The following is a 17,554-nucleotide window of genomic DNA, read 5'->3' on the forward strand; positions in this document are numbered from 1 at the left end:
CGGGTACCATATCGCTGCGCGATATGCAAGGGGGGCGGTCGCTGCGCTCCCGCTCGCCCGTGCGGAGCACGGGCGATCCCCTCCGCTGCGCTCCAGGGATCGGTGGGGCCGGCCGCTGCGCGCCCGGCGGGCCGCGCATCGCGCGGCCGTGGCTGGCGGGGTGTCAGGTACGGCTAGTGGGGCCTTCAGTAAGGGAGTTGGGGAGTGCTCCGCACTCCCGGGGCGGGTCCGCTGCGCTCCCCCGCCTGACGGTCCTTCCGGCTGCGCCTCCAGAACCTTGGGGCCCGCTGACGCGGGCCGGGCTGGCTACAAGGGGTGGGGGTCGCTCGTTCGTGTGGGTTCCAGTGTAGCGCGTGCATCAGGTTGATGCAGCATGTACCGTTGGCGGAAACATGGGACACCCCCCAACCACCCGGACGGGGCGCGGCTTTTGATGGAAGGGCAGCCCTCAGAATTCATTTCCCACCACGCACACGGGGAATAGCGAATCGGGAAGTTGCGGACCCGAGCCACAGAACGGGACGTCAGATATCGGAAAGCTCGAATTCCGGCGTGCGGAGGTACCGGAGCCGAACGGCCCCCAAGGCCGGGCGGCGGAACCACACACCGGCACCGGCCGCGTTTCCTCGCCTTTGAGCGTCACGGCCGGTACCACCCGAGACTCAGAGCCGCTGCTGCCGTCCACGACCCGCAGGGGGCCGACGGGCCCGCACGCGAAGCCGCGCGCGCCACGACGGGGTCCGGCCGGCGGGGGCTCTGAAGCTGCTGCTGATGGGCAGATCCTACGGCGTGGCGGTCCTTGATCATGGTGGGGAGAGCCGGTATCACGCGCGCGCACGTTCTAGATGCAAGAGCCGCGCGTTTCCGCAGGTCAGGGAGCCGAGTTCAGAAAGATACGTCAGCCCTGGACTGACATATCTCGGTCGCGAGGTCAGCCGGTCCTGACCGATCAACATCGTTTCGTGGCACCACTGCCACGAAACGGCGCACGGTGCGTCAGCAGGGGGTTCGGACCCGATCCGGAAGCGGAGGTCAGTCCAGGGCTGAGGTACGGGTGACTTTCGTGTCGGCACTGCCGCGTTTTGGTGGCAGTACTGCCACGGTCCTCCGCTATGGTTCTGGCACCACGACGATCAAGGAGGCAGCGACCCCATGAGCTCAGGGCCCCTGGACGGCAGCGCAGCGCCGAAGCTGCCCGGCGCCCCGTCCCGTCGTCGGCGGCGCCCGAAGCCGCCGCCCACCGCCTACAACCGGTCCTCCGGCTCCACCATCGAGTTGCCCGCCGGCCATGCCGCTCAGGTCTTCCCGGTCGGCTCCAGCACGGGGTTCATCGGCGAGGCGTTCTCCATGGACAGCCTGGAGTTCATGCGCTGGGCTGCCGTCCGCTACGACAGCGACCGGTTCGTACTCGTGGTGCTGTTCCACCTGATGGGCTCGCAGAAGCCCGGCGGACTGATCGAGGCCAAGCACGAGGACGTCGCTGAGGCCCTCGGGTACAGCCGACCTCACATCAGCCGCGTCTTCACCGTCCTGGAGGCCGACGGCGCGCTGCGCAGGCTCCAGCGGGGCCTGTATCAGCTCAACCCGGCTGCGTCACTCAGGGGCGGGCTCAGGGAGCCGCGGCAGGGCGAGAAGAAGCGCTCCAAGGCGGGTATGAGCGACAGGGTGGAGCAGCTTGACCTGCTGCGCGAGATCATGGAGGACCCGGACGCGCCCGAAGCGTTCCGGGCGATGGCCGCTCCCGGCGCGAAACTGGAAGTGCGCAAGGAGTCGGATGGGGAAGGGAAGGCCACGTCATGACGTCCGCTGCCGAGGAATGGGTTCCGCGCCGCAACGTGCTGTGGGGCAGCTTCAACGGTCTCGCGTACGTACCGCGGCTGCCTCCCACCGCCTACACCCTGCTGCTGCACATGATGACCGAGCAGGAGCCGGGCGGCCTGGTCGTCGCCACGCACGACGAACTCGCCTCCGGCCTCGCGATGGAGCGTGGCATGATCAGCCGCGCCATGCCGCACCTGGTCGCCGCCCGGCTCGTCACCGTGGTCCGTCGCGGCCGCTTCCAGCTCCACCCGATGATCGCCGCGTTCAACGACCCCCGCGAACAGCAGCGAGCCGTCAAGGCGCTCCCCCGGGACATGCGACTGGATGTCGGCGACTTCGAAGACGAGTACGAGCGCCGCTTCCAGCTCCACCTGGACGAGAAGGCCCGTAAGGCCGAAGCCAAGGCCAAGGGCAACGTCACGCCCATCAACAAGACGACCCGCCTCAAGCGCGTCCACTGACCCGGCCGCCCGGCCGCCCGCCCGGCCGGGCAACACGGCGCTGCACCCCTGGTGCGGCGCCGTTCTCGTGGTCGAGTGGAGGGGAACTCCGCAGGCAGGACGGCCCGCACGGGCGTTCCCGGGACGTGGCGCCGCGCGCCGCCCGCCCGAGCGCCGGCCTACGCGGTACGAGTGGAGGCGTGATGCACAACTTCGGCCTCCACTTCACCCAGGAGCTGGGCAACCGCTTCGGCTCGCCCACCGACGGCTGGCCCGCGAGCGCGGAGCAGGTGACCCCGTTCTTCGGGATCGTCTTCAACGCCCTGGGCACGGACGACGCGGCGCGATGGTTCGAGGCGGCCCGCAAGGCGCACCATCGCGTGGTGGATGCGGAACGAGACCGGACCCACCACTTCGGCTTCGCCCACCACCTGGACGTGGAAACCGAGTCGCACCAGGAGCCCACTCTCCCCGTCGTGGCCGCCTTCGAAGCGACGAAGGCGCTGTACGAGATCACGCGCCGGGACTCCAGCGTCGACGTCGACGTGTTCTTCGGCTGCGCGCTGCGGGCGTGCTCGCGCGGCAGCGGTCGGACGGCTAGCAACGGGCGGGCGGTAGCACCAGGTAAACCGGCTTGTTCTGGAGCAGCAGAACAACCGACGACTGCTCAGGGCTCACACGCTGCATGCAGCAGCTGTGCATAGATCTCGCGCGGAACATCGCAGATCTGCGAACTTATGCACCCGCCGGGACGGGTCCGCAGCCCTGCTGCTCGCCCCGGAGCAACGGGCGCCCGACTGCTGCAGCACGGCCGTGCAGCGCGCAGCTGCTACTCCGGCTGGGCGGGCCTGCTGCTCGTGCAGCACCCTTGCGCCGCCCGGGTCGTGCGAATCTGCGTCACAAGTCCCCGACCCCGAGCACCAACCGGCCTTGCACCCTTCACCACCAGGAGCAGCAGCCGGCTGCTGCTCCGTGCAGGCCGGGAAGGGTGCAAGGGACTGCAACGCGCAGTCGGCGTGCATCCGGCTGCAGCAACGGCGGACTTCACCGGAAGCGCCGGCACCCGGCGCGACGGGGCCGATCGACACCGGCGTTGCACCCCAATAGTGGTTAGTACAGATAGAGGTTCTGTGCGGGTAGGTAATCCCTTCCCCCTGAGAGCAGAGCTCGGTCCGGGGACAGCCGGGAACCGCAGCGAGACGGCGGCGAGACGATCGCGGCTCCAAGGCATCAGCGGCACCCTCCGGCCTCCGGAAGCGCTGTACGGCGCTGTGAGCGCCTCCGGTGGCCTTGATCGCCGCTCGGGAGCCCGGAGGGCCGCAGAACTCCGCAGGCGGCCGTAGATGGCCGGGAAGGATCATGCGCGCCGGGATGCTGGCGGCGGTCCGTGGTCACAGGCGAGGGCAGATGATCGGTTCCCGCTGCGAGCTCTGCTCTCAGGGGGAAGGAAGAACAACCCGCAGGTAGGTACTACAAGTACCTACCTACATTGGGGTGCAACGGCCATCCTCGGGCCGGGCCCGCGGGAGCCGGTGGCGCAGCACCAGCCGCGCCCCGGAAACGGCAGCCGGCTGATGGGTGCAAGACCGGAGCGGACGTGCGGCGCGGCCGCGGCTACAGGCGCGAGGCGAGGGTTTCGCAGTACGCGAGGGATGTCGTCGCCACCCCGAGGTCGCCCCTGGCGGCGGCCTTCCGAGCCACGTCCGTCATCACCAGCATGCTCTCCAGCAGGCTCTCCTCGCCGGCGGCCGAAGCCTCTTCGACCCGGGCCACCAGCACGCGGTCGGCCTGCTCCAGGACCTCGGACCACACACCGCCGTACGCGGCCGGGTCGACGCCGGTCAGGGACGTCAGCCACAGGTCGGCGTGCGACTGGAGGAGCTGTTCGCCGGAGCGGAAGTCGAGCACGGTGCCGCACGGCATCGTGCCGTCGTCGGTGTGGTCCGCGGTGCCGGGCTACCCGTCCAGGTCCACGGCGTGAACAGGGCACAGGTACGCGAGCCAGGCCGCGCCCGGACCGGAGTCCTGCGCCGGGCCTTCGCGGAGCACGGTGGCCTTGAAGGGGCACTCCACCACCGTGCGCAGCGCGCCGAGATCGCGGTGACCGGAGAGCTCCTGGACGATGGACGGCACTGCGGCTCCTTCGCTGCTCAGACTTCGATGTACGCGACGACCACCACGGTGCGCAGCGCCGTGACCCAGTACAGGAGGCGTACGCGCTCGACTTCGTCGGCGTACTGGCGCAGCTGCGGGCCGGAGGCGTCGCCGGGGATCGGCTCACCGATGTCGGGGTCGACGGAGATGACGACCAGGGCGCGGTCCAGGGCGTGGATTGCCGCCTCGCTGGTGATGTTCTCCAGCTGCTTGGCGGCGGAGTCGGAGAAGGCGATCCGGGCGCGGCGCTGCGGGGCCATCAGGCGACGGCCGGGCGCTGGGCTGCGAGCCGGGCGAGGTGGGCCTCGCGCAGTTCCTCCCACGGCGTGCAGTCCTCCACTGCGGGCAGACCGTTGGTCGCGATGTCCTCCAGGACGGCGGCGAACTGGTCGGCCTTCTCGCGGGTCTGAGCCGCGTACGCGCGCAACCCGTCGGCGGCCGCGGGCTCCAGCTGCTGCCGGGCGTGGTCGGCGGTGGCCGGCTGTTCGCTCATCGAGGGCTCCAGAGGGCAGAACTGGCGTCTGCTCCAACGGTATCGGCCGCCTGGGGCCCTGGGGACCACTCCGGACGAACCGGCTCGTACGAGGGTGCGGGACTCAGGACCCAGGTGGACCCAGCTTCCGACCCGTTCCATGGCCACCAGGGAAAACACCGGTCCCGGGACCCAGGGACCCAGATTCTGGGAGCGCTGCTGGGTCCTGGGACCGGCCCGCCTCCCGATGACACAGATCAGCTGAACAGTGACACAGCGAGCGTGTCCACCTGGGGAAACCGGGGGTCGATGACACAGATGACACAGATCGGCCGGACTGTTCAGGCGGGCGAGGGATCCCATCCGGATGCGGACCGTAGTCGCTCCGGGAAGGGTGTCACGCTGATCGACGTGTGGCCCGAATCCGGGGGGCGGGCCCGTGGTTCCGGGCCGAACCGCCAACGTGACACCCCAACGTGACAACCGGATCGGGGCGCGTGACACGGGTGAGCGTGACAGCGTGACAGCCACCCTCGGTGATCACGGGCGAGGCCGGAGAGCACCGGAGCGGACCGTGCGAATACTGCGCTACGACCGGACGCGAGCGAGGAACACGGCGAGGTCACCAACAGCTTCGGGTTCGGTGGTGGCGAGCCGGGCCGCGAACGCCAGCTGGCCGACGTCGACGCCGGGGACCAGGCGGGCGAGTTCGACGAGCACCGCGGCGTGCGCGAGGACCGGCGGGGTGAGAAGGCCGGCCGCGGCCTCGCGGGCGGCCGGGTCGCGGTAGTGCCCGAGGTGCGCGGCCAGGGCGTGCGCGAGCCAGGCGTCGACGTCGGCCTGGACGTACCCGCCCGCGCGCCGGGTCAGTTCGTCGCGGACGGCTTCGTCCCCGGTACGGGGCTCGGTCTGCTCCAGCGTGCCCAGCTCGCGCAGCGCCTGGAGCTCATCGGCGCGGGCCGCGACCCAGGCGGCCTCACGGATCTCGGCTTCCCGGGCGGCGGCGGCCGCGGCGTCGGCGGCGAGCTCGGCCTGGACGACGTCGTCGGAGTCCGGGTCGTAGACGGCGTTCGGGGCCGCGACGGCGAGCAGCTGGTCGATGCGCTCCCACTCCGCGAGCTCCGCGCGACCGCGTTCGTCTTCGGCCAGGTGCTCGTGCCGCGAGTCCTGCCGTGCGTCGAACCGGGCGTCCTCGAGGGCCTGCGCGACGGCGACGGCGTCCATGCCCCTCGCGCGGCGGCGCACCACGCGCCGTCCGATGCGGGCGGGGTCGACCGGCTCGCGGGGCGCGGCCAGCGGGGCGAGCGGTCGGCGCAAGGTGCGCCGGGGCGTGGTCATCTTCGGCCTCGCATTCGTGGTGCGGATTCGGAGCGGACCGCCGCCAGAGCGCTGTGCGACGGCCCGCGAATAAGGTTTATAGCAGGCCCTGAATTCTGGGTGGTCAGAACTCAAAATCTATCGACCGCACGTGCGTGAAATCCGCTCGGAGGCCGTCGGCACGGGTGCCCCACTCCGTGAAATACGACTCGGTGATGGCCTCAGCGACGATCGGATGCAGGTCTTCCTCTGTCGCACCTGCCTCCTGGAGCTGGAGGATCTGCGCGGCGTAGGTGGGCGAGATCGGCGTGGTGATGGTGCGCTCGCGGCCGTCGTCCGAGCTGACCGTGCAGGTGAATCCGAAGTAGGCCGTCACCTCCACCATCATGCCGCTGGAGGTCGCCGCTCGCTCCCGCGCCTGCTCCCTGACCTGCGGTTGCCACTGTGATTCAGTCTCCTCCACCAGGGCCGCCTGGAGCCTCTTCTGAGGCTTCGTCTGCTGCCCGGCGCGGTAGCGCTGTACGGTGCGGGTCGAGACGCCCAGCTGTTCGGCGAGGGCCTTCGTCGACCGCTTGGCGCGCGTGTAGAGGAATTCGATCTGGGCCTTTGCGGATTTCGGCGCGGGCCGGGTGAACACCTTGCGCTCCGCCCGCTTGAGGGCGTCCAGGACCCTGTTGCGGCGCGGGGCCGGCGGCTGCGTGTCGTCGCTGTCGATCATTCCTTCAGCAGACACCCGTTCCCCTGTGGACAGATTCCGTGCCCGGGCGCCCCACCGTTGCGGGAGGGGTTGACGGCGTAGATCAGCGGGTCTTGGGTGGAGGGCCACGTCCAGAGCAAGGGGACTGGCCATGGATCTGCTCAGGCTTTCCGACCGGCTGCCGCAGTGTTCGCGCTGCCGGGGCGACCTCATTATGAGCGGGGTGGCGCCGCACGACGACAAACACGGGCGGCCGATCCACCTGGAGCTGTGCATGGTGTGCGACACCGGAGACGTGGACCGTCCGGCGGCCGGCCTTCTCGTGCAGTGGTTCGCCGACCGTGGCGGTCATGACGAGAGCCGCGTCACGGAGGGTTCACACCTGCTGATGGAGTGGACGAAGGAGTGCATGGCCACCCACGGCTGGTACTTGCAGGACGCCCCTCCCGACCAGCCCTGAGCCGTCATCGGCAGAAGCTGCGGGCGCGTAGTGCCGCCGCGTCGTACGGGCAGTACGGCCGCCGGGTCGAACTACTGTTGGGCCGTGGCGACAACGTACGACTACCCCGGCTTCTCTAGGGCCTGTTGCGAAAGTGGATCAAGGTCGTAGATGATCGCCGTCTGTGGGGCTTGGTGATCTGACGAACGGCCAGTGGGCCCGCTTGGAAGCCTTGTTGCCGGTTGGTAAGAAGCCGGGCCGTCCGCGGACCTGGACGCGTCGGCAGCTGGTCGACGGCATAAGGTGGCGGACCAGGACCGGGGCCCCGTGGCGGGACATACCCGAGCGGTATGGACCGTGGGACCGGGTCTACGACCTGTTCCGGCGCTGGCAGCGCAACGACACCTGGAAGCGCATCCTGGAGCAACTGCAGGCCGAAGCTGACGCGAAGGGCCTGATCACCTGGGATGTGAGCGTGGACTCCACCATCGCCCGAGCCCACCAGCACGCCGCCGGGGCGCGTAAAAGGGGGACCTGCAGAAGGAACCTCCCGGCGGCGTCGATGTAGAGCCCGACGACCACGGCCTCGGACGCTCACGCGGCGGGCTGACCACCAAGCTGCACATGGCGGTCGAGCAGGGACAGAAGCCGTTGTCCCTGCTCGTCACCGCCGGCCAGCGGCACGACAGCCCCCAGTTCCAGCCGGTCCTGGACGCCATCCGCGTGCCCCGAATCGGGCCGGGCCGACCACGCTCCCGGCCGGACACGGTCCGCGCCGACCGGGCCTACGGCTCGCGCGCGAACCGCGCCTACCTGCGCAGACGCGGCGTGCGGTGCACCATCCCGGAGAAGGCCGACCAGATCCGCAACCGCCAGAAGCTCGGTTCCCGCGGTGGCCGCCCGCCGAAGTTCGACAAGGGCGACTACAAGCAGCGGCACGCTGTCGAATGCGGGATCAACCGACTGAAACGCCATCGCGCGGTCGCCACGAGGTACGACAAACTCGCCGTCCGCTATCACGCGACCGTGCTGGTCGCAGCCATCAACGAGTGGCTGTGACCAGCACGGAACTGATTCGTCCTAGCCGTTGATGTCGAGTGCTGTTCCGTACAGTCGGTCCACCTTCAACCGGATGACCACTCGGCGCTCGGCAACCAACTGCTCCAGAAACGCGTCTTCGCCCTCCGGCTTCGCGGCCTGCCGGATCATTCCGAGCAGTTCCCGACCAACCGCATCGCCAGGAACCGTCGTGATCTCCGAGACCTCGGCCTCGCCTTCGGCCACGGCGAACGACCACACGTCGCCGCCCTGCACATGCAGCGAGGCACGCGGATCGCGCCGTAGGTGCCCGACCTTGATGCGGTCGGCCGTCGTTGAGAACCGCACGATGCGGGCCTCGGAGTCCCAGCTGTACAGCATGGTGGTGAGGTGGGGATGGCCACTGCGCTTGACGGTGGCGAGCGTGCCGAACTGCTGCTTGCCAAGCAGGTTGGAGAGGGCTTCGTCGGACAGTGGGCGAGGCGCTGGTCCTTGAGTCATGACGTGATCAACATCCGTAGCCGTCCAACAATTTCGTGGACACTGTGAGCCCCATCCCCCACTTTCGCAACAGGCCCTAGGGGAGTGAGGCTGTCGTAGTGGTGCGCACCTCGGGTTTGTGCAGCTCAGCCACTCGTGGTCGAACTCTAGCTAGTGCAACAGCTGTGGTGCTATCGCTGGTTGGAGTGTCTCTGAGGGCAACTGAGTGATCAGCCGACGCTCTGCTGCAGATGGGGGTCTGTAAAGCGAGCGGCCCTGTCTCACATCCGGTGGTGACGTTAAGTAGCTGCGGTGACTGACGGTAATGCCGCCAGTCCAGCATGGGTGAAGCGACTGTCGACACCGTTCACGCCTACCTCGACGACGCGTCTGCGACTGGCCTCCCCGGGGCTCGGACCGTACACCTCAAAAAACGGTGACGTTCTGTCACCGCCGGATGTGAGACAGGGCCGAAAGTGAGACAGGGCCGGTGAGCGTACAGACCCCCGCGACGCGTACGCCTGGCTGCTGGAGTGTGACGAGGCGCCGTAGTTGGCACCTAAGCGCGGTAGATGGCATCAAGATCGCCACTCGCGAAGCCCTCCTGGTCGAAGGTAACGCGACCGGCGACCGGCTGTACCAAAGTGCCAACAAAACCGCCTAATCGAGCGATCCGCTCCGCAGCACGGTTGGCATGTGTGCTGGTCACAGGGGCGCTCGGGTGCCAACTACGGCGGCTCGTCACACGCGAGCGGGCGGCCGTTGGGGCCGGTGTCTGCGACGCAGCCTCGGCACTCCTGTACGGCGGCGTCGATCTCGGTTTGTTCCGGTGGTTCTTCCGGTACTTCGTCCCGTTCTTCTTCCTGGTGTCCCTGCCCGCATCGATGTTGTGCTGTACACGGTCAAGCAGCCCCCTCACCCGGTGACCTGCGGCGGTGCATGTGAGAAAGGTGCTTCCAGCACATGACGCGTGAAGCGATCATTTTGCGACTCGTCCATGAGGCCATCGACGTCGTCAACGAGGGGCTGCCGCCCGGTGCGGCGCTGGAAAAGGCGCCGGAGGTCACGTTGTTCGGAGTGGATGGCCGACTCGATTCTCTCGGACTGGTGGAATTGCTGGCCGAGACCGAAGTTAGGCTTGAGGAGGAATTCTCGGTCTCCGTCTCGCTCGTCAATGACAAGGCGCTTTCGCAGCGCAACAGCCCGTTTCGTTCGGTTGGCTCACTGGTGACATACGTGACTGATGTGGTTGCCACGGAGGCTCCCGTCAGCGAGGCGGGATGAGCGACCGGATCATCCTCATCACGGGTTCACGCAAGGGAATCGGCCGGCATCTGGCGGAGACTTTCGCCCGGCGCGGCTGGTACACCTACGGATGCAGCCGGCAGCCCAGTGACCTGGAGGACGAGCACTACACCCACGTCTGCCTCGACGTGGCCGACGAGCCCGCGGTCAAACGGCTGTTCCGGCAGATCCGCACGCGCCACGGCCGACTGGACGTCCTGGTGAACAACGCTGGTGTCGCCTCCATGAACCTGGCCATGACGACGCCCGTCGCCACGCTCGAACGGGTCCTGCGCACCAACGTGGTGGGCACGTTCCTCTCGGCCGCGACAACAAGGCCCCGGGGAAGGTCGGTGCGACCCACGTGCGGGCGGTCACCCAGGCCGTGGCAACGCTGTACGCGAGGGACCACGACCACGGATCGGCCCAGGTCCGCCGGGCGGCCTCCGAGTCCCTGCACACCGCCTACCGGTGGCTGCAGAACGGCACGTACAGCGCGAAGACGGAGGCGCGGCTGCGCTCTGCGGTCGGCGCGCTGTCGATCGCCGCCGGCTGGCTGTCGTACGACTCCGGCCGCTCGGGGGACGCCCACTCGCTGTACGGCGAGGCCCTCGCCGCCGCGCGGATCGCGGACGATCCGGAGCTGGAGGCGCACGCGTTCGGCTGCCTGAGCCTGCTGGCCAAGGCCCAGGGTCGGCCGCGTGAGGCCATCGTCGCCGCGCAGGGCGCGCAGACCGTCGCCCGTGGCCTCGGCTCTGCCCGTCTGCTGAGCCTGTTCCACATGCGCGAGGCCGGAGGGTGGGCCCTGTCGGGGGACGCCGGCGCGACCGACCGGGCGATCGTGCAGGCCCACCGCCTGTACTCCCGGGGGCCCGCCGACGCCGACCCGGTGTGGCTGGGCTTCTACGCACCCGGTGAACTGGCCGGTCTGGAGTCCCTGGCCCGCGCCGCTCTCGGCCAGCACGAACGCGCCGCCGCGGGCGCCGAGCAGGCCGTCCTGCTCCACGGTGGTGCCTTTGCGAGGAATTCTGCCCTGTACACGGCGGACATCGCCATCCACCATGCGGTGAGGGACCGGCCCGAGCCGGAGGTCGCGGCCGACGCCGCGGGCCGGGTCCTGGCCTACCTCCCCGAGGTGCGCTCCGACCGGCTGCTGCAGTCGCTGCACGACGTCGCGGGCGCACTCCAGCGGCACAGCCGCGTCCCCGCGGTCGCCGACTGGTTCGAGGAGTACCGCTCCATCACCACCACCGGAGGAGGACGGGCGTGACCACCCCCCGCACCCGCACTGACGTCGTGATCCGCACCTACGGGCCCGGCCAGGTCGCGCCGCTGGTCGACACGATCGCCGACCTCTGGGCGGACGCGCACCCGGAGATCGTGGACACCCCGGGCGCCTCCACCGACGGCCTGTCCGTGCCCGCGCTGCGCCGCCAGGTCCTCGGCCATCTCCGCAACCACCAGGAGGGCTTCACCCTGGTCGCGGCGTACGCGCACGGCTTGATGATCGGCTTCGGGTACGCCTTCCCCTGCACGCCCGAGTACTGGTTCGGCGCCGAGCTGCTGCCGCAGATCCCCGAACACGTCCGCGCCGGCCGCCTGATGGGGCTGTGCGAACTCGCTGTCACCCCGGCCTGGCAGGGCCAGGGCATCGGCACCCGCCTGCACACAGCCCTCCTCACAGCGATCAACCCCGAGTGGGCGTCACTGCTGGTCCGCCCCGACAACACCGCCGGGCGCACCCTGTACGACCGGCTCGGCTACCGGTACGCGGGGCCGTACCGCAACGAGCCCGGCGGGCCGGTGTACGACCTGCTGCTCCTCCAGATCGCGCTGGCCTGATGGCCCGGTTCCCGTAAAGCGATCATGTGACTTGCTCGCCGGGTGGGTGAACCCCGGGCTGCGTCGCGGGCACCGCGCCGACACGACCACTACGAAGATCACGAATGCTCGTGCTCTTTCGGAAGGACCCGTTCGTGCGCCTCACCTCCACCGGATGCGCGGCGGCCGCCGCGCTCTCCGCGCTCGCCGCCCTGCTCGCCCCGACCACCGCCCACGCCGCCACGCCGCACCGGCATGCCCCGGCGAGACGATCACCCTGCCCGTTCGCGACGCCCTGGCCGCACTGGTCGTCCAGGACGAGTCCCGCACCGGCTACACCCGCGACAAGTTCAAGCACTGGACCGACGCCGACCGAGACTCGTGCAACACCCGAGCCGAGGTCCTCCTCGAGGAAGCCGTCACCACCCCCGAAATCGGCCCGAGCTGCACGCTGACCGGCGGGCTCTGGTACTCCGCCTACGACGACCGGTACTTCGACGCCGCCCGCAGTCTCGACGTCGACCACCTCGTCCCGCTGGCCGAGGCATGGGACTCCGGCGCCTCCGCCTGGACCGCGAAGGAGCGCGAGCTCTACGCCAACGACCTCGACGACCCCCGCGCCCTGATCGCGGTGTCCGCGGCCTCCAACCGCTCGAAGGCCGACCAGGACCCCTCCACCTGGCTGCCGCCGTACGCCGGCTACTGGTGCCAATACGTCACCGACTGGGTCGCCGACAAAACCCGCTACCGCCTCACCATCGACCCCGCCGAGCAGACCGCCCTCGCCCAGCGCCTCGCCACGTGCCCCGACGAGCCGATCACGGTCACACTCGCCCGCTGAACTCGCAACCGTCAGCGCAGGCGCACTCATGCGTATGGCGGCTCTCGAGGCGTCAGTAAGAACTCTGTCACCGATCCTCCTGGCCTATTCCGTGCCCGGCGGGGCTGGCTGCTCGTTGGATCTCGATGCCTGATGGAACGGCCACCCGCTCAACCGCACCTGCGTCAGCCACCTTGCCGGCCTCGGCCTCTCCCCCGCCGCATGACCGAGTGAGCCAGCAGGATCGTCACCAGCCACAAACCGGGGGATCTACTGTGCCCAGTCCCAGGCGGTGGCACGAGGCTGGGCGCTGATCTCGGACATGAACGAGTCAGTGCCGTCCAGCGGAACTGGGTTCTGTTTGGAGGCCAGCTCGGGCGTGCACACCTGCCAGTACAGGGTCCTGGTCCCGTATGGAGCGATGCCTGCGTCCTGCGCGAGCGTCTTGACCGGGCCGTCCACGTCGTCGGGGTACTCGCCGTCGGCGTGCTTGGGCGTGTACAAGGTCTGGAACTTCTGGGTGATGGAGATTACCGCGGTGTCGGAGCGGTTCTCGTAGACGGTCATGACGTTCACGCACTTGTTCGTCGCGTCGCCGTCGTGCCATTCGGTCAGAGCGACCGATCCCTGCGGAGTGCGCGCCGGGACCGGCACGGGCGCCGAGGTGACAGACGGTGCGGGGGTGGCCGAAGTACGGCTGACTACAGCTGTCGGGGTGGGGGTGAGCGCGATGGTCTGAGTGACCGTGACTGTGGGGGCTGCCGCAGCAGGCTGAGGGGCTCGGCCGCTACAGCCGGCGGCAAGGAGCGCGGCCGCGCAGGCGGCTATGACAGGAAGGGACCGGCGGGTCATGTCTGCCTTTCACGTTCAACGAGATGACTGCGGCAGGCGCTGCTCGGCCGGTTTCTACAGGGTACGAAAGCGGGGGTCGCCACCTGACATTCGGTACGACGCGGATCATAGCGGCGAGCAAAACTACTCGACCGGGCCCTCGGAGGCTGAGGAGGGCTGGTGTCAGGTGCGGAAGGGGGAGAGGGCCGTGGTGACAGCGGCGGCGAGGGCGAGGACGGCGGTGAAGGCGCCGGCGGCGCGGGTGAGGGCCGTCGGCCAGGTCGCGCCGTCGATACGGGCCAGCATGCCGGCGCCGACGGCAGCCAGCAGCGCGACGATGAGAACGACGGCGACGGCGAGAAGGACGATAGCGACGGTCACGGCAGACTCCCTGGACACGGTGGGGTGTTGACAGGGATGAAGCTCGCGGAACGGCTGTGCGTCATGGTCGACTGAGACGAAGATGGACACGGGCGCACACATCACCCCGGGGGACCATCGCATGCACAACGAGCCGGATCGCCGCAGTCCCGCACAGGTCGAACTGCGCAGGAGACTCGATGAGGAACGGGCCCGCGCCCGCCTGGATCAGACGCAGCTCGCCAGGAACGCGGGTCTGGGGCGCGGGACGGTGTCGAAGGCACTCTCATCCCGCGGGGGCGTGCCGTCGGTGGACACGGTGACGGCGCTGGCTCGTGTGTTGAAGTTGCCGGTGGGTGAACTGCTTGAGTTACGGCGGACCGCGGCCGAGGAGACGGACGCGGCGCCGGCCGACGTGTCGGGGCTGGGTCGACCGATCGGGCAATGGGAGCCGCATGAGTTGGAAGTCCATCCCGCAGGCCCCGGCAAGAGCACGTCGGGCGCCGAAGGCGTGCGGGTACTGCCCGGGTACGTGCGACGCGAGCATGACCAGGTGCTGGCCGACGCGGTCGCTGCGGCCTCAGCAGGCCGCAGCGGGATCGTGGTCCTGGTGGGGACCTCCTCGACGGGCAAGACCCGGGCATGCTGGCAGGCCGTGCAGCCGCTCGCCGAGAAGGCGTGGCGGTTGTGGCATCCCTTCGACCCGAGCCGTGCCGAAGCCGCGCTGGAGGACCTGCACCGGGTCGGGCCGCGGACGGTGGTGTGGCTGAACGAGGCACAGCACTACCTCGGCGACCCGAGGTTCGGCGAGCGGATCGCGGCGGCCGTGCACCGGCTGCTGATCGACGAGCAGCGCGGCCCGGTCCTGGTGCTGGGCACGCTGTGGCCCAAGTACGCCCACGACTACGCCACCCTGCCCGAACCGGGCGGGGATGATCCGTACAGCCGGGTGCGGGAACTGCTGGCCGGCCACACGGCGAGCGTCCCCGACGCGTTCGACACCAAGGCCCTGGCCGATGCCACGGCTCTTGCCGAGAACGGCGACGTTCTGCTGGCCGACGCCCTCACCCGCAACCGGGACGCTGGCCGGATCACCCAGGACCTGGCCGGAGCCCCCGAACTCCTGCGCCGCTACGAACAGCCCCGCCAGCCCGCCGCCCGCGCACTGCTGGAAGCCGCGATGGACGCCCGCCGACTCGGCGTAGGCCTTCACCTCCCGCAGGCCTTCCTGACCGACGCAGCCCCCGACTACCTCAGCGACGACGACTACGACCAGCTCGCCGACGACTGGGCCGAGCAGGCCTACGCCGAACTCGCCGAGCAGGTCCACGGCAAGCAAGCACCCCTGCGCCGCACCACCCCCCGACCCCCACGACGCCCGCCCACCCCCACCACCGGCGCCGGGACCACCATGCCGCTGCCCAAGGGCCCGGTGTTCCGGCTCGCCGACTACCTCGAACAGCACGGCCGCACCCACCGCCGCCACCTGTGCCCGCCCGCATCCTTCTGGCACGCCGCCCACACCCACCTCACCCACTCCGCCGACCTCAACAACCTCGCCGCAGCCGCCGAGAACCGGTACCGCCTGCAATGGGCCCACCACCTCCGCCAACACGCCGCCGACCACGGCCACACCGGCGCCCTGGTCCGCCTGGCCGAGTTGAGGGAGGGGGCCGGGGACCGGGACGGCGCCGAGGACCTCTACCGGCAGGCCGCCGACCACGGCAGCACCGGCGCCCTGGTCCTTCTGGCCCGGATGCGGGAGCGGGCCGAGGACTGGGACGGCGCCGAGGACCTGTACCGGCAGGCCGCCGACCACGGCAACCCCAACGCCCTGTACCGCCTGGCCCGGAGGCGGGAGCAGGCCGGGGACCGGGACGGCGCCGAGGACCTGGCCCGGCAGGCTGTCGACCACGGCCGCACCGGCGCCCTGGTCCTTCTGGCCGCGATGCGGGAGCGGGCCGGGGACCGGGACGGTGCCGAGGCTCTGGCCCGGCAGGTCGCCGACGATGGCGACCCCGGCGCCCTGTACCACCTGGCCCTGATACGGGAGCACGCTGGGGACTGGGACGGCGCTGAGGCTCTGGCCCGGCAGGTCGTCGACCACGGCAACCCCAGCGCCCTGGTCCTTCTGGCCAGGAGGCGGGAGCGGGCCGGGGACCGGGACGGCGCCGAGAACCTCTACCGGCAGGCCGCCGACCACGGCGACACCAGCGCCCTGGTCCGCCTGGCCGAGAGGCGGGAGCGGGCCGGGGACCGGGACGGCGCCGAGAACCTCTACCGGCAGGCCGCCGACCACGGCGACACCAGCGCCCTGGTCCGCCTGGCCGAGAGGCGGGAGGAGGCCGGGGATCGGGACGGCGCCGAGAACCTGGCCCGGCAGGCCGCCAACCAAGGCCACATCAGCGCCCTGTACGACATGGCCCGGAGGCGGGAGGAGGCCGGGGACCGGGGCGGCGCCGAGGACCTCTACCGGCAGGCCGCCGACCACGGCGACACCAGCGCCCTGTACATGGCCGAGATGTTGGAAATCCTCGGCAGGTTGTGGCCTCACGGCCTGGACCCGGACGGCACACCGACATCTCCCTGGCAACCGTCCGTGTCGGTTGAGCTGAGCAGACACGTACCGCCGGGCACGTCGTAGGGACCCCGCCCCTTGCGGCTGGGACAGAGTTCTCACCGGAACCCCAACCACCGGCGCAGGCGCACTCGTGCGTATGGACGGCTCTCCCTGGTCGACCGCCCACAGCAGGTCTCCCCCTTCAGCCAGTCGACGTCCAGGTCCAGTTCCTCGTCGAATTCACGGGCGGGTACCTGGTCGAGGCCTTCGTCGTCCCCAACATTGCGGCCGGGCGGGGTGATAACGGGCGTGCTCGACTGGCGGATGCTGTCTCTTTCGGCGCTTCCGCCGGTCGGCTGTGATCGGAGTCGCTGCGGGTTGAGGGCGGGATCGCGGTTCTCCAGGTGCGGGCTGTTGCGTCTGCGGCAGACGATCTTTCTTGTGTCCTAGAGTCGGGGCAGCCTTCCCGGTGGCGTCTCGCCGCCGGGATTTCGTTGTTCCTGGGCGGAGTTGGATCTTGCGGAAAGCGCGGCTGCTGAACTGGACGGCGGGGGCTGGTCCACGGATTGGTTGGGCGGCCCGCGTCCGGGAGGCGGGGGCGCCCCTCGCGGTCCGCCCGTACCGGCTGCACTTCACCGCACGGGTGCTGTCGTGGACCGGATCGGCGGTCTCGCCGATCGCGCTCGCCTTCGCAGTGCTGCACATCGGTGGGGGAGCGGGCGCGCTCGGCCTGGTCCTGGCGGCGAGCGTCGCACCCCAGATCCTTCTGCTCCTGGTGGGCGGGGTCGTCGCCGACCGGCTCCCGCGCGCCCGGGTCATGGTGTGGTCCAACGTCGCGTGCGCGCTCGCCGAGGGCCTGGCCGCGATGCTGCTGTGGTCCGGCACGGCCCGGGTGTGGCACCTGGTGCTCATGTCCGGGATCTGCGGTGCCGCGGCGGCATTCTTCACCCCGGCCGCGGGCGGCATCGTCAAGGAAGTGGTGCCGGCCGAGGCCCGGCACGCGGCAAACGCCCTCCTGAA

19 protein-coding genes and 2 pseudogenes are annotated in these 17,554 nt (G+C 70.0%); 12 read left to right on the plus strand and 9 right to left on the minus strand.

Annotated elements, in window-relative coordinates:
* Positions 1-1,152: 1,152 nt before the first annotated feature.
* The 3 genes from AQJ64_RS42540 (at position 1,153) to AQJ64_RS50345 (ending at position 2,965) form a co-directional block, all read left to right on the plus strand.
* Positions 1,153-1,800: a helix-turn-helix domain-containing protein gene (locus tag AQJ64_RS42540; protein ID WP_055639153.1), complete on the plus strand. Its 648-nt coding sequence runs from the start codon at positions 1,153-1,155 to the stop codon at positions 1,798-1,800.
* A complete protein-coding gene (locus AQJ64_RS42545; RefSeq protein ID WP_055639152.1) occupies positions 1,797-2,282 on the plus strand; it encodes a hypothetical protein in 486 nt (161 codons plus the stop codon). Before AQJ64_RS42540 ends, AQJ64_RS42545 begins: the two co-directional genes overlap by 4 nt.
* Positions 2,283-2,464: 182 nt before the next feature.
* The gene (locus AQJ64_RS50345; protein ID WP_240513023.1) at positions 2,465-2,965 is read left to right on the plus strand and encodes a hypothetical protein; all 501 of its coding nucleotides are present in this window, start codon (positions 2,465-2,467) and stop codon (positions 2,963-2,965) included.
* A gap of 910 nt (positions 2,966-3,875) precedes the next feature.
* Here the strand turns inward: AQJ64_RS50345 and AQJ64_RS51545 are convergent.
* The 6 genes from AQJ64_RS51545 to tpg form a co-directional block, all read right to left on the minus strand.
* Positions 3,876-4,184: a hypothetical protein gene (locus tag AQJ64_RS51545; protein WP_240512460.1), complete on the minus strand. Its 309-nt coding sequence runs from the start codon at positions 4,182-4,184 to the stop codon at positions 3,876-3,878.
* A 33-nt stretch (positions 4,185-4,217) separates the two neighbouring features.
* Positions 4,218-4,394 carry a hypothetical protein gene (locus tag AQJ64_RS51550; RefSeq protein WP_240512461.1) on the minus strand — a complete coding sequence of 59 codons (177 nt, stop codon included), beginning with the start codon at positions 4,392-4,394 and terminating at the stop codon, positions 4,218-4,220.
* A gap of 17 nt (positions 4,395-4,411) precedes the next feature.
* Complete coding sequence (locus tag AQJ64_RS42560; RefSeq protein WP_055631853.1) at positions 4,412-4,675, minus strand: hypothetical protein; 264 nt, start codon at positions 4,673-4,675, stop codon at positions 4,412-4,414.
* Complete coding sequence (locus AQJ64_RS42565; protein WP_055631854.1) at positions 4,675-4,908, minus strand: hypothetical protein; 234 nt, start codon at positions 4,906-4,908, stop codon at positions 4,675-4,677. The genes AQJ64_RS42560 and AQJ64_RS42565 overlap by 1 nt, the downstream gene beginning before the upstream one ends.
* Before the next feature lie 567 nt (positions 4,909-5,475).
* Positions 5,476-6,225: a hypothetical protein gene (locus AQJ64_RS42570; RefSeq protein ID WP_206189611.1), complete on the minus strand. Its 750-nt coding sequence runs from the start codon at positions 6,223-6,225 to the stop codon at positions 5,476-5,478.
* A gap of 103 nt (positions 6,226-6,328) precedes the next feature.
* Entirely contained in the window at positions 6,329-6,922 is a 594-nt protein-coding gene (gene tpg / locus AQJ64_RS42575; RefSeq protein ID WP_055631855.1) for a telomere-protecting terminal protein Tpg, read from the minus strand.
* Positions 6,923-7,052: 130 nt separating this feature from the next.
* On the opposite strand from tpg, the gene AQJ64_RS42580 reads away from it, so the two are divergent.
* Together AQJ64_RS42580 and AQJ64_RS47340 are read left to right on the plus strand one after the other, a co-directional pair.
* A complete protein-coding gene (locus AQJ64_RS42580; RefSeq protein WP_055631856.1) occupies positions 7,053-7,361 on the plus strand; it encodes a DUF6300 family protein in 309 nt (102 codons plus the stop codon).
* 163 nt (positions 7,362-7,524) lie between these two features.
* Positions 7,525-8,399 (plus strand): IS5 family transposase gene (locus AQJ64_RS47340; protein ID WP_167738963.1). Its coding sequence is split into 2 segments (ribosomal slippage): positions 7,525-7,869 and positions 7,872-8,399, totalling 873 coding nucleotides; the frame shifts between segments, so codons are not numbered across the junction.
* A gap of 21 nt (positions 8,400-8,420) precedes the next feature.
* Here the strand turns inward: AQJ64_RS47340 and AQJ64_RS42595 are convergent.
* A complete protein-coding gene (locus tag AQJ64_RS42595; RefSeq protein ID WP_055631858.1) occupies positions 8,421-8,879 on the minus strand; it encodes a PPOX class F420-dependent oxidoreductase in 459 nt (152 codons plus the stop codon).
* Positions 8,880-9,821: 942 nt separating this feature from the next.
* On the opposite strand from AQJ64_RS42595, the gene AQJ64_RS42605 reads away from it, so the two are divergent.
* The 5 genes and pseudogenes from AQJ64_RS42605 to AQJ64_RS42625 all read left to right on the plus strand — a co-directional run bounded on the left by AQJ64_RS42605 (position 9,822) and on the right by AQJ64_RS42625 (position 12,804).
* On the plus strand, positions 9,822-10,142 hold the full coding sequence (locus AQJ64_RS42605; RefSeq protein WP_055631860.1) for an acyl carrier protein: 321 nt from the start codon (positions 9,822-9,824) through the stop codon (positions 10,140-10,142).
* A pseudogene (locus AQJ64_RS52535) lies at positions 10,139-10,426 on the plus strand (SDR family NAD(P)-dependent oxidoreductase); the annotation flags it as partial. The gene AQJ64_RS42605 and the pseudogene AQJ64_RS52535, both read left to right, overlap by 4 nt.
* Positions 10,327-11,412: pseudogene (locus AQJ64_RS51555) on the plus strand (NsdA family TPR-like regulatory protein); the annotation flags it as partial. The pseudogenes AQJ64_RS52535 and AQJ64_RS51555, both read left to right, overlap by 100 nt.
* On the plus strand, positions 11,409-11,984 hold the full coding sequence (locus AQJ64_RS42620) for a GNAT family N-acetyltransferase (RefSeq protein WP_055631346.1): 576 nt from the start codon (positions 11,409-11,411) through the stop codon (positions 11,982-11,984). The pseudogene AQJ64_RS51555 and the gene AQJ64_RS42620, both read left to right, overlap by 4 nt.
* Positions 11,985-12,138: 154 nt before the next feature.
* Positions 12,139-12,804 (plus strand): GmrSD restriction endonuclease domain-containing protein, encoded by a 666-nt coding sequence (locus AQJ64_RS42625; RefSeq protein ID WP_079062288.1) that lies wholly within the window; start codon positions 12,139-12,141, stop codon positions 12,802-12,804.
* 249 nt (positions 12,805-13,053) lie between these two features.
* Here the strand turns inward: AQJ64_RS42625 and AQJ64_RS42630 are convergent, their stop codons facing one another.
* Both AQJ64_RS42630 and AQJ64_RS42635 read right to left on the minus strand, forming a co-directional pair.
* Positions 13,054-13,359 (minus strand): hypothetical protein, encoded by a 306-nt coding sequence (locus AQJ64_RS42630; RefSeq protein ID WP_059203519.1) that lies wholly within the window; start codon positions 13,357-13,359, stop codon positions 13,054-13,056.
* Positions 13,360-13,797: 438 nt separating this feature from the next.
* Positions 13,798-13,995, minus strand: a complete 198-nt coding sequence (locus AQJ64_RS42635; RefSeq protein ID WP_055631344.1) for a hypothetical protein — start codon at positions 13,993-13,995, stop codon at positions 13,798-13,800.
* A gap of 121 nt (positions 13,996-14,116) precedes the next feature.
* Between AQJ64_RS42635 and AQJ64_RS42640 the strand changes: the two genes are divergently transcribed.
* Both AQJ64_RS42640 and AQJ64_RS42645 read left to right on the plus strand, forming a co-directional pair.
* The gene (locus AQJ64_RS42640) at positions 14,117-16,618 is read left to right on the plus strand and encodes an XRE family transcriptional regulator (RefSeq protein ID WP_059203523.1); all 2,502 of its coding nucleotides are present in this window, start codon (positions 14,117-14,119) and stop codon (positions 16,616-16,618) included.
* Positions 16,619-17,051: 433 nt separating this feature from the next.
* A partial coding sequence (locus AQJ64_RS42645; protein WP_159060346.1) for an MFS transporter occupies positions 17,052-17,554 on the plus strand: 503 nt, incomplete at its 3' end.

The sequence above is a fragment of the Streptomyces griseoruber genome (assembly GCF_001514205.1).
Classification (GTDB): Bacteria; Actinomycetota; Actinomycetes; order Streptomycetales; family Streptomycetaceae; genus Streptomyces; species Streptomyces griseoruber.

Coding starts and splice junctions, on each gene's coding strand:
- AQJ64_RS42540 (WP_055639153.1), top strand. CDS start 1,153: ATGAGCTCAGGGCCCCTGGACGGCAGCGCAGCGCCGAAGCTGCCCGGC.
- AQJ64_RS42545 (WP_055639152.1), top strand. CDS start 1,797: ATGACGTCCGCTGCCGAGGAATGGGTTCCGCGCCGCAACGTGCTGTGG.
- AQJ64_RS50345 (WP_240513023.1), top strand. CDS start 2,465: ATGCACAACTTCGGCCTCCACTTCACCCAGGAGCTGGGCAACCGCTTC.
- AQJ64_RS51545 (WP_240512460.1), bottom strand. CDS start 4,184: ATGCCGTGCGGCACCGTGCTCGACTTCCGCTCCGGCGAACAGCTCCTC.
- AQJ64_RS42560 (WP_055631853.1), bottom strand. CDS start 4,675: ATGGCCCCGCAGCGCCGCGCCCGGATCGCCTTCTCCGACTCCGCCGCC.
- AQJ64_RS42565 (WP_055631854.1), bottom strand. CDS start 4,908: ATGAGCGAACAGCCGGCCACCGCCGACCACGCCCGGCAGCAGCTGGAG.
- AQJ64_RS42570 (WP_206189611.1), bottom strand. CDS start 6,225: ATGACCACGCCCCGGCGCACCTTGCGCCGACCGCTCGCCCCGCTGGCC.
- tpg (WP_055631855.1), bottom strand. CDS start 6,922: ATGATCGACAGCGACGACACGCAGCCGCCGGCCCCGCGCCGCAACAGG.
- AQJ64_RS42580 (WP_055631856.1), top strand. CDS start 7,053: ATGGATCTGCTCAGGCTTTCCGACCGGCTGCCGCAGTGTTCGCGCTGC.
- AQJ64_RS42595 (WP_055631858.1), bottom strand. CDS start 8,879: ATGACTCAAGGACCAGCGCCTCGCCCACTGTCCGACGAAGCCCTCTCC.
- AQJ64_RS42605 (WP_055631860.1), top strand. CDS start 9,822: ATGACGCGTGAAGCGATCATTTTGCGACTCGTCCATGAGGCCATCGAC.
- AQJ64_RS42625 (WP_079062288.1), top strand. CDS start 12,139: ATGCGCGGCGGCCGCCGCGCTCTCCGCGCTCGCCGCCCTGCTCGCCCC.
- AQJ64_RS42640 (WP_059203523.1), top strand. CDS start 14,117: ATGCACAACGAGCCGGATCGCCGCAGTCCCGCACAGGTCGAACTGCGC.